This is a genomic window from Actinoplanes sp. NPDC023714, assembly GCF_040639855.1.
In the GTDB taxonomy this organism is placed as follows: Bacteria; Actinomycetota; Actinomycetes; order Mycobacteriales; family Micromonosporaceae; genus Actinoplanes.
Genome location: NZ_JBFAAR010000009.1, coordinates 244,216 through 255,786, shown reverse-complemented (window position 1 = coordinate 255,786; position 11,571 = coordinate 244,216). Strand labels below are relative to the sequence as shown.

Here is an 11,571-nt window from a genome sequence, read left to right as displayed (position 1 = left end):
TCACCTGGCGAAGCGCTGTGTCACATAATCGGTCGCGGTGACACAGCCGAGCACCGAGATGGTCCACGCGCACGTCGTGGTGCGGACGTCGTAGACCGCGCCGAGCTCCACCGGCTCGTCGCCGAGGTGCTGGCCGGAGACCGACTCGTCGATCACCTGGTCGGTCTGGACGTGCCCGAACCGCAGGATGTTGCCGGCGTCGAGCCGGGCCACCGTGCCCGGATGGGTCCAGGCGGTCGCGCCCTTCTCGTCGATGAGCGTGGTGTTCGCCCTGCTCTGCACGACGACCGAGGCGCCGACCGGCACGGCCCGCACCACGTCGGCGATCGCGCCGCTCTCCCACGTGCCCTCGGAGCCGGAGGAGGCCAGGTCGATCCGGACGACGGTCTGCTGGCCGTCGGGCTTGCGGGTCTTCACGAAGCAGACCGCCTCGTCGCCGCACGGCGTCAGCCCGGTCACCTCGACGTCCGGCTCGGCCGTGTAGAGCACGTCCGGGCTGCCCGACTCCAGGTCGTAGGCGACCACCCGGCGCACGTTCCCGGACTCGCGGACCACGAGCCGGCCGTTGTGCGCGAACACCTCGTCGTCGGTGGCCGCGCCGGTCTGCCAGCTCTTGCCGACGGTCCCCGAGTTCAGGTCGATGACCCGCACCGAGTGGTCGGCGTTGATCTGGACGAGCCGCTGGTCGGTGTACTGCGGGTCGAACGGGCGCCCGCGCAGGCTGGTCGGGCCGTTCAGGTCGCCGGCCGAGCCGACCGGCAGGGTCCGGGTGCCGGTGTCGGAGAGGTCGGCGAGCCGCCACCGCTCGTTGCCGGTCGCCGCGTCGAAGCCGATCAGCTGGTGGCCGGCGGTGTCCACGTGCACCACGACGTTCTTGCCGTATATCGGCTTGTCGCCGGGAGCGAGCGGCAGCGTCCAGAGCAGCTCGCCGTTCGCCGCGCCGAGCAGCACGATCTTCGACGGGTGCGCCTTGTCGTCGAACCGCCCGTCGAGCGCCACCCCGAACGGCAGCGCCTCCATCCCGGCCCAGCGTTTCGCGGTGCCGGCCGCGGTGCTGCTCCAGGCCGGCTCCCGGCTGGCGCCGTCGACAGCGGTCACGCCCACCTTGCCGTCCGGGTCCGAGCTGGCGAAGTAGATCCGCTGCCCCGCCACCGTCGCGTCCGACCACGTCGAGCCGACCGGCACCACGGGCGGGAATCGGGTGGGTTCGCTGAGCCGCTCGAAGTCGAGCGAGGGATAGCGCGGCCAGAAGTAGACGACCGCCGCCGTGGCCACCGCGAGCACCAGCGTCACGACCGACGCGACCAGGGCGAGGATCCAGGTCCGGCGGCGCGGCTTCTTCGCCGCGGTCAATGGCCGGGGGTACGCGAAATGCCCGTCGACGGGCGTCTGGAAGCCCGCCCCGTGCCCCGCCCACGGATCGACCGGAGCGGCGTAGTTCCGCCCGTTCGCATCCTGCACGACGACGGTCGTCGGATCGGGATCCGGCTCGGCGGCGGAGGCGGTCCCGCGCGAGAACACCACCGCGGGCTCATCACCATCAGCAGATTCCCGCGGCTTCTCAGCCGGCTCGTCAGAAGGCGGTTCCTCGGCCGGCGGCTCCTCGGCCCGCGGCTCTTCGGCCGGCGGCTCCTCCGAAGCCTCGACCACCGCGCCCGACTCCGGCTCCGCCTCCTTCACAACCTCCTGCGAGGACGCAGCCTCCTGACCCGGTTCCTTGCTTCCCCCGGCCACCGGATCAGTCATGTCGTGCCTTTCACGTTCACCCCGTTGCTCGGCCCGTCATGCTACATAGCCTTCCTCGAATCCTTACTGCTCGGCGACCGCTTTCCCAGGCCGATCTCACTCTCCGCAGTTGAGCGCTCGCTCAAATCGTACTTGAGCGAGCGCTCAACCCCGTCTACCGTTCGACTTGAGCGAGTGCTCAAAAGGAGGTCGATGGTGGAGAAGATCAGGGTCCGGCCGGCGAACGCCGTGCTGGCGGCGCTCATCGTGGTCGCCGGGGTGGTGTTCTTCTGGGGAACGGTCCGGTCGGGGCGGGCCGACAGCGCGCTGCTCTTCGTGGTGCTGCCGGTCGGGCTCGCGGCCGCGCTGGCGCTCACGCCCGGGAGGAGCACGCACGGCCGGGTGTTCCGGCTGACCACCATCGGCCTGCTGCTCGCCGCCGTGGCGCTGCACGAGGGCGCGATCTGCGTCGTGCTCGCGGCGCCGCTGGTCTACGCCGTCGCCCACACCGTCACGGGACTGGTCCGGAGATTCCGCGACAGCAGGAGACTGGCCGTTCTGCTTCCCCTGCCCCTGCTCCTGACCGGGGTCGAGGGAGTGCAGCCGGACTGGCGCATCGACCCGGACCAGTCGGTGCGGGTCACCCGGGAGGTCGCGGCCGGCCCGGCGCTGATGCCGGCCCTGCTCGCCGCCGGGCCGCAGGCGAAGGACGCGCGGCCGATCGCGCTGCGGGTGCTCGGCGTGCCGACGCCGGAACACGTGCACGGCAGCGGGCTCGACCGGGGCGATCAATGGGTGTTCGGCTATCACGGCAGCTCGCACGGTCCCGGCGGGCAGATCGTCACCGAGGTGATCGATTCCGGTCCGCGGTCGATCACGTTCGCGGTGCGCGAGGACAGCTCGATCACCGGCCGATGGGTGGGCATGCGGTCCGCGACGCTGAGCTGGCGGGCCGGCGATCACGGCGGGACCGAGGTGGCGCTGCGGATCGACTACCGGCGCGGCCTCGACCCGTCCTGGTACTTCGGCCCGCTCCAGGACCGGTTCATGCACGCCGGCGCCGAGCACTTCCTCGACATGCTGAATCTGCCGTGACCACCGCCCGCTACCTGTCCCTGCTGGTCCCGGTCGCGGCGCTCCTGGCTGCGTTGAGAAACGACAGGGACCGCGCCGGCGCCTCCCTCTCCTTCATCGCCACCGCGACCGGCCTCGCCGTCCTCCACGAGACGGCCACCCACCTCGGCTGGTGGACGTTCGCCGCGGTGGACGGCGCCTTCCGCGGCTTCCCGGTCGACCTCTGGCTCGGCTGGGCACTGCTCTGGGGCCCAATCCCGGTCCTGCTGCGCCGCCTCGTCCCGCTGCCGGTCGCCCTCGGCCTGCTGCTCTGGATCGACGTGGTGGCCATGCCCGCCCTCGACCCGCTGCTCCGGCTCGGCCCGCACTGGCTGTCCGGCGAGGCGCTCGGCCTGGTCGCGGTGGCGCTGCCGGCCCAGCTCCTCGGCCGCTGGACCGCCACGCGCCGGCGGCTGATCCCGCGGGTGACGCTGCAGGTGGGCCTCTTCGCGGTCCTGCTGCTCTGGCTCATCCCGACAGTGGCGTTCACCCTCGGTGACGGCGGCTGGGACCGGCTGCTCGCCCTCTCCGGGACGACCCTGCTCGTTCTCGGTCAGCTCGCGCTGATCATCGCGGCGCCGGCGCTCGCGGCGGTCCGCGAGTTCGCGCTGCGGGGTGGCGGCACGCCGTTCCCGTGGGATCCGCCGGTCCGGCTCGTCACCACCGGCGTCTACGCCTATGTCGCCAATCCGATGCAGGTCAGCGCCGTCGCGCTGCTGATCCTCCTGGCCGCCGCGACGCGCAGTCTCTCCCTGGCGGGTGCCGCGCTGAGCGCGGCAGCCTTCGCGAGCGGTCTGGCGGCGGCTTCCGAGCGGCGAGACCTTCGGCTTCGGTACGGGGAACCGTGGCGTGCGTATCGGGCGGCCGTCCGGGATTGGTGGCCCCGGGCCAGACCGGCCGTGGTCGGCGGTGAGCTGTGGCTCGACGACGACTGCGGCCCGTGCTCCGCGGTGCGCCGTTGCCTGGAGCGGTCGTCGCCGGTCGGTCTCGTGATCCGGCCGGCGGCGGAGTTCGACGGCCCGGTGCTGTGGCGGGCGCGTTACGTCGGGGCGGACGGCCATGAGGTGTCCGGGGTGGCAGCGGTGGCTCGGGGGATGGAGCACTGCGGGGTGCTTCCGGCGTACACAGGCTGGCTCTTGATCCTCCCGGGCCTCGATCTTCTGGCGCAGTTGGTGGTGGACGCGCTGATCGCGCCGCCGCATCCGGCCGTTGCCTCCCAGCGAGGGCGTGTGCGGAAGAATGGCGGCCGATGAGTGACACGAAACAGCGCCTTATCGACGGCGCCCTCACCGCCATGCGCGACCACGGCGTCGCCGGCGCGTCGGCCCGCACCATCGCGGCGGCGGCCGGGGTCAATCAGGCACTGGTCTTCTACCATTACGGCTCGGTCGACGAACTGCTCGGCGCCGCGTGCCGGCAGGCCACCCAGCAGCGCGTAGCCCTGTTCGCCGACCGTTTCGCGGCGGTGGACTCGCTGCGCGAACTGCTCCAGGTGGGCCGCGAACTGCACGCCACCGAATTGGCCGAGGGCAATGTCTCGGTGCTCGCCCAACTCCTCGCCGCCGCCCAGACCGGCGACCGCCTCGCCGAACCCACGGCCGCCGCCCTGCACCTCTGGACCGCCGAGATCGAGGCCGTCCTGGCCCGCCTGCTGGCCGGCTCGCCGGTATCCGAGGTCGCCGACGTGCCGGGATTGGCGCGCGCCGTGGCCGCCGCATTCGTGGGGATCGAGCTCTACGAGGGCGTCGACCGGGCCGGCGCCGAGCGCGCTTTCGAAGCGCTGGACCAGCTGGCGGTACTCGTCGAAGTGGTCGACGAATTGGGACCGCTGGCCCGGCGAGCCCTCAAATCCCGCATCAAGAAGGCCCGGACCTAGCTACCTTCCTGGGCGCCCGGTGCCGCCAAGCGGCGAGGAGCAGCCGTTGCAACCGGTCGGCGTCGAGGACCACCAGGTCCGCATCCAATCCGATGAGGGTGGCGCCCCGGGTGAGCCGCTGACAGTCGCCGTGGACGAGCTCCGCCTCGACCTCAGCCGCGCCGAGGTGCAGGAACAACCGCTGCTGGTCCTTGGTCACGGACGCGAATACCTTGTCGGCGACCCGAAAGGCCGGCATCCCGAAATGCGGTTTCTCCACCACCTCGGGCAGGGCGAGGGCAGAAGCCCGCACGTCGTCCACAGAGGCCATGACGGCATCCTGCCATGCGCAGCAGCCGAGTCGGCTTCACAGGGCGATCGGGCGATAGGCCGGCGCTACCAGTGGCAGATCATCGGCTCGGTTACGCGTCGGCGAGCAGGAGGGCGTCGTTGTTGAGATTCAGCTCGGGGATCGTGTCGCCGGGTCGGTAGGGGGCGACGGTGAGGACTCGCCGGCCGTCGATGCGGAACTGCTGTCCGGGTGTGAGGTTGTCGCCCTCGGCGAGCATGCGGGCCAGGTGGTTGAGGATTCGCCCGGTCTCCTCGATGCGGTCGGCTGGTACGCCGGCCACCAGGTCCGGGCGGCCGAATTTGACCATGCCGCGGGTGTGTACCGGATGCCCGAAGCCGGGGACCGGCTCGGTCTCGGCGGTCAGGCTCACCTCCTGCTGGACGGTGAACGGCCGATGCGGTGACAGCGACGCCACGGCCGGGCCGGGAAGCCAGTTCGCCGCGTGGGCGTCGAGTATTGCGAAGGCGCCGGCTTCGGCGATCGCCGCCGCCACCGCCCAGCCCAGCTGGAGGTGGGTCAGATCGGCCGGGTCCTCGGCCGCCACGGCGATCGAGTAGCAGCAGGACGCGGCGTCGAGACGGCCCAGGTCGTCCAGCTTCCGGGCGGCGAGGTTGCGCAGGGCCCCGGTACGCCAGCCGTCGATCCAGTCCGGGCTGACCGCGTGATGGTGGACCCGGAGGTCCAGGTTCGCGACGGGGGCGGACTCCGGGAGGGCGGCGCCGAGCCGCAGATCCGGTTCGGCCCCGAGCACGTCCTCATCCGCGAAAGCGATCAGGGCGACGATCGCGTCGCGACCGGTGGGGCGGAACGACGGGCGCAGCCATGGATCGATCACGGACGGCATCCTTCCATGCGGGACGAAGCCGGTTGCGGGGTATGCAGGGGTGGTGACGACGACGGGACTGGTTCGGCTGGAGGAGCTCGGTGCGTGGCTTCTCAAGGGCAACGCCGACCACGGCGGGCTGGCGGAGCGGTTCGCGCGGGAGCCGCGGGTCGGGCGGTGGTGTGTGCAGCGGAGCTATCGGCTGGAGCTGATGCGTGCGGGACAGCCGGTGCTCTTCTGGGGCAGCGGTAGCCGGCGACGGGGTTTCCCGTACGGAATCTGGGGTCTCGGGAAGTTGATCGGGCCGGCCGAGGAGAGCGCGGGGAACGGCTGGGAGGTGCCGCTGGACCTCACGATCGCGCCGCCGGAGGAGTGGATCCCGCGCGAGCGGCTGCGCGCCCACGACGAGCTGGCCGGGCTGGAGGTGCTGCGGCAGCCGCAGGCGTCGAATCCGTCGTTCGTGACGAAACGGCAGTTCGCGGCACTGACGCGTGACTGGGATTATATTTACGAACGGTCGGTCGTTTTGTAGGGTCGGGCCATGACTCAGGACGGCAGACTGGTCCGTGGCGAGCGGACCCGGACCGCGGTGCTCGATCAGGCCCTGCTGCTCGCCACCGTGAACGGGCTCGACGGCCTGTCGCTCAGCCAGGTCGCCGACGCGCTCGGGGTGAGCAAGTCCGGGCTGTTCGCGCACTGGCGGTCCAAGGAGGCCCTGCAGCTCGCCGTGATCGAGCACGCCCGGGCGCAGTGGACCGACCTGGTGATCGGGCCGGCCCGGGCCCGGCCGCCGGGACTGCGGCGGCTGTGGGCGGTGCACGACAGCCGGCTGGCGTTCTACGAGTCGGGGGTGCTGCCCGGCGGATGCTTCTTCGCCAACGCGCACTTCGAGTTCAACGCGCGGCCCGGCGTGATCCGCGACCGGCTCGCCGCCGAGCTGCGCGACTGGATGACGTTCCTGACCCGCACGGCCGCCGACGCGGTCGAGCGGGGCGAGGTGCGCGACACGGTGAGCCCGGAAGGGCTCGCCTACCACACCGAATCCCTCGGGGTCTGTGCCGTGATGCAGGCGCCGACGCTCGGGACCGCGCCGACGTTCCGGCAGGCCCGCGCGGCCCTGCGGGATCACCTGCGCTCGATCGCCACCGACCCTTCGTTCCTCCTGGAGTTCTCATGACCACTGCCTTGACGTACGGCGATGTGATGCACATCCCGGTCCACTTCGACGACCTCGACGCCATGGGCGTGCTGCACAACTCGCGCTACGCCGTCCTCGTCGAGCGCGCCATCTCGCTCTGGTGGGCCGAGCGCGGCGTCTCGTTCTCCGGCGGGCGCCCGACCACGCCGGACGCGTTCAACGTGGTCCGGGAGTACTCGATCACCTTCCACCGCCCGGTCCGCGGCACCGGCGACATCGTCGTGCACTTCTGGCTCGACGCCATCGGCACGACGAGCGCGGACTACCGCTTCCGCGTGACCTCGACCGACTCCTCGACGGTGTTCGCCGAGGGCCGGCGGGTCAACGTGCGCCTCGACCCGGCGACGATGCGCCCCGAGCCGTGGACGGACGGGGCCCGGGAGATCGCCGCGACGATCCTGCGCGGCTGACGGCGGCCCGCAACGAAAAAGGCCCGGCGCACGACGCGCCGGGCCTTTCTCATGGAGCTCAGATGCCGTTGCAGATCCCGGTCATCTCGTCGCGCGGGACGACCTTGATCCGCTTGCGGCCGTGCGGCTCGCCGAGGCCGACCTCGTGGGCGTCCAGCTTCTGCCAGCCCTCCCAGTCGGTGATGTCGATGCCGCGGCCGCGCAGGTACTCGAGCACGCCCTCGTGCGTCGGGTCGGCCGGGGCGGGCAGCTTGTCGACGTCGGCGAGCAGGCTCTGGATCGTCTCGTTCGCGTCGCCCTTGGTGTGGCCGATCAGGCCGACCGGGCCGCGCTTGATCCAGCCGGTGGTGTACATGCCCGGGATGTGCTCGCCGTCGAGGTCGAGGATCCGGCCGGCCTCGTGCGGGATGGTGCCGGTCCGGGTGTCGAACGGCAGGTCCGGCAGCGCGGTGCTGAGGTAGCCCACAGCGCGGTAGACGGCCTGGACGTTCCAGTCGGTGAACTCGCCGGTGCCGCGGACCCAGCCGTCGCCGGTGAGCTCCTGGGTCTCGGTGCGCAGGCCGACCACCTTGCCGTCCTCGCCGAGCACCTCGACGGGCGCCTGCAGGAAGTACAGGTGCAGGCGGCGCGGCCGGTCCCGCGGGTCGCGCACGGCCCAGTTCTGCAGGATGTCGACGCACATCTTGACGTGCCGGGTGTCCCGCATGGCCTGCAGGCTGCCCTCGTCGAACTCGATGCCCTCGGGGTGGATGATCACCTCGACGTTCGGCGAGTGGTCGAGCTCGCGCAGCTCCTGCGGGGTGAACTTGACCTGGGCCGGGCCGCGGCGCGAGAACAGGTGCACGTCGGTGACCGGGCTGGCCTTGAGGCCCTGGTAGACGTTGTCCGGGATCTCGGTGACCAGCAGCTCGTCGGCGGTCTTCGCGAGGATCCGGGCCACGTCGATGGCGACGTTGCCGGCGCCGATGACGGCGACCTCCTTGGCCTCGAGCGGCCACTCACGCGGCACGTCGGGGTGCCCGTTGTACCAGGAGGCGAAGTCCGCGGCGCCGAAGCTGCCCTGCAGGTCGATGCCGGGGATGTCGAGGGCGCGGTCCTTCTCGGCGCCGGTCGCGATGACCGTGGCGTCGTAGAAGCGGGACAGCTCCTCGGGCTTCACGTCGGTGCCGTACTCGACGTTGCCGATGAACCGGATGCGCTCGTTGTTGAGGATCCGGGTGAGGGCGTTGACGATCTCCTTGATCCGCGGGTGGTCGGGCGCCACGCCGTACCGGATCAGGCCGTAGGGGGTGGGCAGCTTGTCGAAAATGTCGACGGTGACCGTTTCCGAAGCCTTGATCAGGTGGTCGGCGGCGTAGATGCCGGCCGGGCCCGCACCGATGACAGCAACCCGCAGGGGGCGATCCATAGATAAATCCCTCACTCGCGCTCTCGCCGATGATCAAAGGAAAACGGTAGGACTCTAAAACTTGAACCTAGGTTGAGATCAAGTCGATCTCGGGTGGCCGAACCGGGGCATTACCGGACAGAGTGGCCGAAGTCACTGCTCAGCGCGGTTAGGTTAGGCTCGCCGAACTCCCTGGTGAGAGCGGCGAAACGCGCGGGCTTGTCCGCGCCGAAGCGGCTCACGGCGGCCACGAATGTGTCACTGGTCACGAACGACGGCGGCGACGATTTCGAGTGGAATTTGTCCGCATACATCACGATTCGCTCCTCCGGCGTCTCGGCCAGGTAATCGGCCACCGGCATCGGCAGCCCCTGCGCCTCGACGTCGGCCGCGGTGATCCCCACGCCGGTGTGGTGCGAGCAGAACCGGCAGAGCACCTCGGGCAGGCCCAGCTCGCGCAGCAGTTCGTCGCCGAGGATGCCGTGCTTCACATAGGCGTCACCGGGGTCGAGCCGGTAGACCCCGATGTCGTGGAGCAGGCAGCCGGCCCGGACCAGATCGCCGTCCACGGTCGCGGGAAGAAGCTGCGACGCGATCGACCAGACGATCCGGCAGTGCGTCCAGACCGACTCGAACGCCTCACGCGTCGGCGCGGCCTCGCGGTGCATCGCCTGGATCTGCTTCTCGCTGGGGATCACCGAGCAAGGTTGCCACGTCCCGCAATGCGGACAGGAAGGTGGTCAGCGCGGGTGCCCCCGGCCCCTCCCGGGTGACCACGAACAGCCGCCGGAACAGGCGTTTCTCGGCGACGTCCCGGCAGGCCACGGCCGGGTCGGCGGCGGGCAGGGCGAGCGCCGGCAGCAGGCCCACGGCGCCGGTCCGCCGGATCAGCTCGAGCTGCACCTCCGCGTCGTAGCACCGGTGCCGCAGATCCGGGTCGAAGCCGCCGAGTGACCGGCAGGTGCCGATCACCATGGTGTGGTGGCCGCTGCCCGTCTCGGAGGCGGCCCACACCTCGTCGCGCAGCGCCGCGATCGGCACCGGCCCGCCGCCCGCGGCCAGCGGGTGGGCGGCCGGCAGCACCAGCTTCAGCGGCTCGGTGTGCAGCAGGGTGAAGCGCAGGCCGGCCGGGCGGGGCCGGGGATGCCCGTCGTACTCGTCGCTGATCAGCAGGTCGACCGAGCCGAGGCGCAGCTCCGGCAGCGCGTCCTCCACCTCCATCTCGCGCACCTCGGCGCGGATGCCCGGATAGGGCGCCGCGAGGCGGGCGACGGCCGGCACCAGGAGGCGGCGGGCGGCTGATTGGAGGCCGCTCGCGCGGACGGTCCCCCGTACGGAATCGGTCTGGGCCGCGAGATCCGCGGCTGCCGCATCGGCGGCAGCGAGAAGGACCACCGCGTGGCTCGCCAGGATCCGGCCCGCATCGGTGAGCCGCACGCCGCGCCCGGCCTTCTCCAGGAGCGTGGCGCCGACCTCCCGCTCCAGGATGGCCAGTTGCTGGGAGATCGCCGACGGGCTGTAGCCCAGGGCCGTCGCGACGGCGCCCAGCGTGCCGCGCACCTCGAACTCCCGCAGGAAACGCAGCCGTCGCAGGTCCATGCACGAATCCTAAACAATCAGCTCCATGAATCGTCACTGGACGTGAACGATCGGCGGCCCGACGCTCGAAGGCATGGGTCCCCTTCTCTGCCTCATCTCGGCGGTCTGCTTCGGCGCGCTCGGGGTCTTCGGCAAGCTCGCGTTCGAGGCGGGCGTCTCCCCGAGCACGCTGCTGCTGATCCGTTTCGGTCTGGCGGCGGTGGTGCTCGGCGGTTTTCTCGCTCTGCGGCATCGGCGTCTCTCGACGCCGAAGATCAGGACCCCGGGAAGGTTCCTGGCCGTTGCACTCGGGCTCGGCGCTCTTGGGTACGCGGGGCAGGCGACGCTCTATTTCGAGGCCCTGCACCGGATGGACGCGTCCGTGCTGTCGCTGGTCTTCTACTCGTATCCGCTGCTGGTGACCGTCGCGGCGGTGGCGCTGGGCCGGGATCGGCTCACGGCCGGCCGGATCGGCGCGCTGCTGGCCGCCTCCGCCGGGGTGCTGCTGGTGCTGGCCGGGGCGGGCGGCGCCCGGATCGACCCGGCGGGCGTGGCGCTGGCGTTCGGGTCGGCGCTGACCTACACGGCCTACATCCTCTGCTCCGACCGGGTGGTCCGGCGGATGCCGCCGGTGCTGCTCACCACGCTGGTGCTGACCGGCGCGACGGCCGCCCTCGGCACCCGCGCGCTGGCCGGCGGCGGGCTCGGCCTCGGCTTCGCGCCGGTCGGCTGGCTGTGGCTCGCGGCCATCGTGGTGGTCTCCACTGTGCTGCCGATCCTGGCGTTCTTCGCCGGTCTACGCCGGACCGGACCGTCGGCCGCGGCGATCCTCTCCACCTTCGAGCCGGTGGTCACGACGGCGCTCGCCGCGGTGCTGCTGCGGGAGTCCCCGACCGCCGCACAACTGGCGGGTGGCCTGCTCGTCCTCTCGTCCGTCGTCATCCTCCAATTGAGATCTGGCCGTGACGGAAGGCCGTCACTATCATCAGCGCCTGATTCGCAAACCGAGCACCGGGTTGGAAACGCTGTGGGACGATGGTGGGTGGTCCTCGCCCGGAAACCGGCGAAACCAATCCGGCGCCATTCCCGTTGAACGACTGCACACGGCCGGTCGCCAGACCTCGAACCTG

General features: G+C 71.2%; 12 protein-coding genes and 1 pseudogene. 7 read left to right on the top strand and 6 right to left on the bottom strand.

Going from position 1 to position 11,571, the window contains the following annotated elements; genetic code table 11:
• Positions 1-1,746 (bottom strand): PQQ-binding-like beta-propeller repeat protein, encoded by a 1,746-nt coding sequence (locus AB0G10_RS33015; protein WP_360930665.1) that lies wholly within the window; start codon positions 1,744-1,746, stop codon positions 1-3.
• Between the two features lie 192 nt (positions 1,747-1,938).
• Here AB0G10_RS33015 and AB0G10_RS33010 point away from each other — a divergent pair, with 192 nt between their 5' ends.
• The 3 genes and pseudogenes from AB0G10_RS33010 (at position 1,939) to AB0G10_RS33000 (ending at position 4,714) form a co-directional block, all read left to right on the top strand.
• Positions 1,939-2,820 (top strand): hypothetical protein, encoded by an 882-nt coding sequence (locus AB0G10_RS33010; protein ID WP_360930662.1) that lies wholly within the window; start codon positions 1,939-1,941, stop codon positions 2,818-2,820.
• Positions 2,817-4,175 (top strand): annotated as a pseudogene (locus AB0G10_RS33005) (hypothetical protein); the annotation flags it as partial. The gene AB0G10_RS33010 and the pseudogene AB0G10_RS33005, both read left to right, overlap by 4 nt.
• Complete coding sequence (locus tag AB0G10_RS33000; protein ID WP_360930659.1) at positions 4,133-4,714, top strand: TetR family transcriptional regulator; 582 nt, start codon at positions 4,133-4,135, stop codon at positions 4,712-4,714. The pseudogene AB0G10_RS33005 and the gene AB0G10_RS33000, both read left to right, overlap by 43 nt.
• Here AB0G10_RS33000 and AB0G10_RS32995 read toward each other — a convergent pair.
• Positions 4,695-5,024: an MmcQ/YjbR family DNA-binding protein gene (locus AB0G10_RS32995; RefSeq protein ID WP_360930657.1), complete on the bottom strand. Its 330-nt coding sequence runs from the start codon at positions 5,022-5,024 to the stop codon at positions 4,695-4,697. The genes AB0G10_RS33000 and AB0G10_RS32995 overlap by 20 nt on opposite strands.
• Positions 5,025-5,115: 91 nt before the next feature.
• Complete coding sequence (locus AB0G10_RS32990; protein WP_360930654.1) at positions 5,116-5,880, bottom strand: hypothetical protein; 765 nt, start codon at positions 5,878-5,880, stop codon at positions 5,116-5,118.
• Between the two features lie 52 nt (positions 5,881-5,932).
• Here AB0G10_RS32990 and AB0G10_RS32985 point away from each other — a divergent pair, with 52 nt between their 5' ends.
• From AB0G10_RS32985 to AB0G10_RS32975, 3 genes are read left to right on the top strand one after another with little or no spacing between them, the layout of a single operon-like run.
• Positions 5,933-6,400 carry a hypothetical protein gene (locus AB0G10_RS32985; protein ID WP_360930651.1) on the top strand — a complete coding sequence of 156 codons (468 nt, stop codon included), beginning with the start codon at positions 5,933-5,935 and terminating at the stop codon, positions 6,398-6,400.
• A gap of 9 nt (positions 6,401-6,409) precedes the next feature.
• The gene (locus tag AB0G10_RS32980; RefSeq protein WP_360930648.1) at positions 6,410-7,045 is read left to right on the top strand and encodes a TetR/AcrR family transcriptional regulator; all 636 of its coding nucleotides are present in this window, start codon (positions 6,410-6,412) and stop codon (positions 7,043-7,045) included.
• On the top strand, positions 7,042-7,476 hold the full coding sequence (locus tag AB0G10_RS32975) for a hotdog domain-containing protein (RefSeq protein WP_360930645.1): 435 nt from the start codon (positions 7,042-7,044) through the stop codon (positions 7,474-7,476). The genes AB0G10_RS32980 and AB0G10_RS32975 overlap by 4 nt, the downstream gene beginning before the upstream one ends.
• A gap of 58 nt (positions 7,477-7,534) precedes the next feature.
• On the opposite strand, the gene AB0G10_RS32970 is transcribed toward AB0G10_RS32975, so the two are convergent.
• The 3 genes from AB0G10_RS32970 to AB0G10_RS32960 all read right to left on the bottom strand — a co-directional run bounded on the left by AB0G10_RS32970 (position 7,535) and on the right by AB0G10_RS32960 (position 10,462).
• Positions 7,535-8,884, bottom strand: coding sequence for an FAD-dependent oxidoreductase (locus tag AB0G10_RS32970; protein WP_360930642.1), 1,350 nt, complete (start codon positions 8,882-8,884; stop codon positions 7,535-7,537).
• A gap of 110 nt (positions 8,885-8,994) precedes the next feature.
• Positions 8,995-9,561, bottom strand: coding sequence for an HD domain-containing protein (locus AB0G10_RS32965; protein ID WP_360930640.1), 567 nt, complete (start codon positions 9,559-9,561; stop codon positions 8,995-8,997).
• Entirely contained in the window at positions 9,503-10,462 is a 960-nt protein-coding gene (locus AB0G10_RS32960) for a LysR family transcriptional regulator (RefSeq protein ID WP_360930637.1), read from the bottom strand. Before AB0G10_RS32960 ends, AB0G10_RS32965 begins: the two co-directional genes overlap by 59 nt.
• 73 nt (positions 10,463-10,535) lie before the next feature.
• Here AB0G10_RS32960 and AB0G10_RS32955 point away from each other — a divergent pair, with 73 nt between their 5' ends.
• Entirely contained in the window at positions 10,536-11,534 is a 999-nt protein-coding gene (locus AB0G10_RS32955) for an EamA family transporter (RefSeq protein WP_360930634.1), read from the top strand.
• Positions 11,535-11,571: the final 37 nt, after the last annotated feature.

Coding starts and splice junctions, on each gene's coding strand:
- AB0G10_RS33015 (WP_360930665.1), bottom strand. CDS start 1,746: ATGACTGATCCGGTGGCCGGGGGAAGCAAGGAACCGGGTCAGGAGGCT.
- AB0G10_RS33010 (WP_360930662.1), top strand. CDS start 1,939: ATGGTGGAGAAGATCAGGGTCCGGCCGGCGAACGCCGTGCTGGCGGCG.
- AB0G10_RS33000 (WP_360930659.1), top strand. CDS start 4,133: ATGCGCGACCACGGCGTCGCCGGCGCGTCGGCCCGCACCATCGCGGCG.
- AB0G10_RS32995 (WP_360930657.1), bottom strand. CDS start 5,024: ATGGCCTCTGTGGACGACGTGCGGGCTTCTGCCCTCGCCCTGCCCGAG.
- AB0G10_RS32980 (WP_360930648.1), top strand. CDS start 6,410: ATGACTCAGGACGGCAGACTGGTCCGTGGCGAGCGGACCCGGACCGCG.
- AB0G10_RS32975 (WP_360930645.1), top strand. CDS start 7,042: ATGACCACTGCCTTGACGTACGGCGATGTGATGCACATCCCGGTCCAC.
- AB0G10_RS32970 (WP_360930642.1), bottom strand. CDS start 8,884: ATGGATCGCCCCCTGCGGGTTGCTGTCATCGGTGCGGGCCCGGCCGGC.
- AB0G10_RS32960 (WP_360930637.1), bottom strand. CDS start 10,462: ATGGACCTGCGACGGCTGCGTTTCCTGCGGGAGTTCGAGGTGCGCGGC.
- AB0G10_RS32955 (WP_360930634.1), top strand. CDS start 10,536: ATGGGTCCCCTTCTCTGCCTCATCTCGGCGGTCTGCTTCGGCGCGCTC.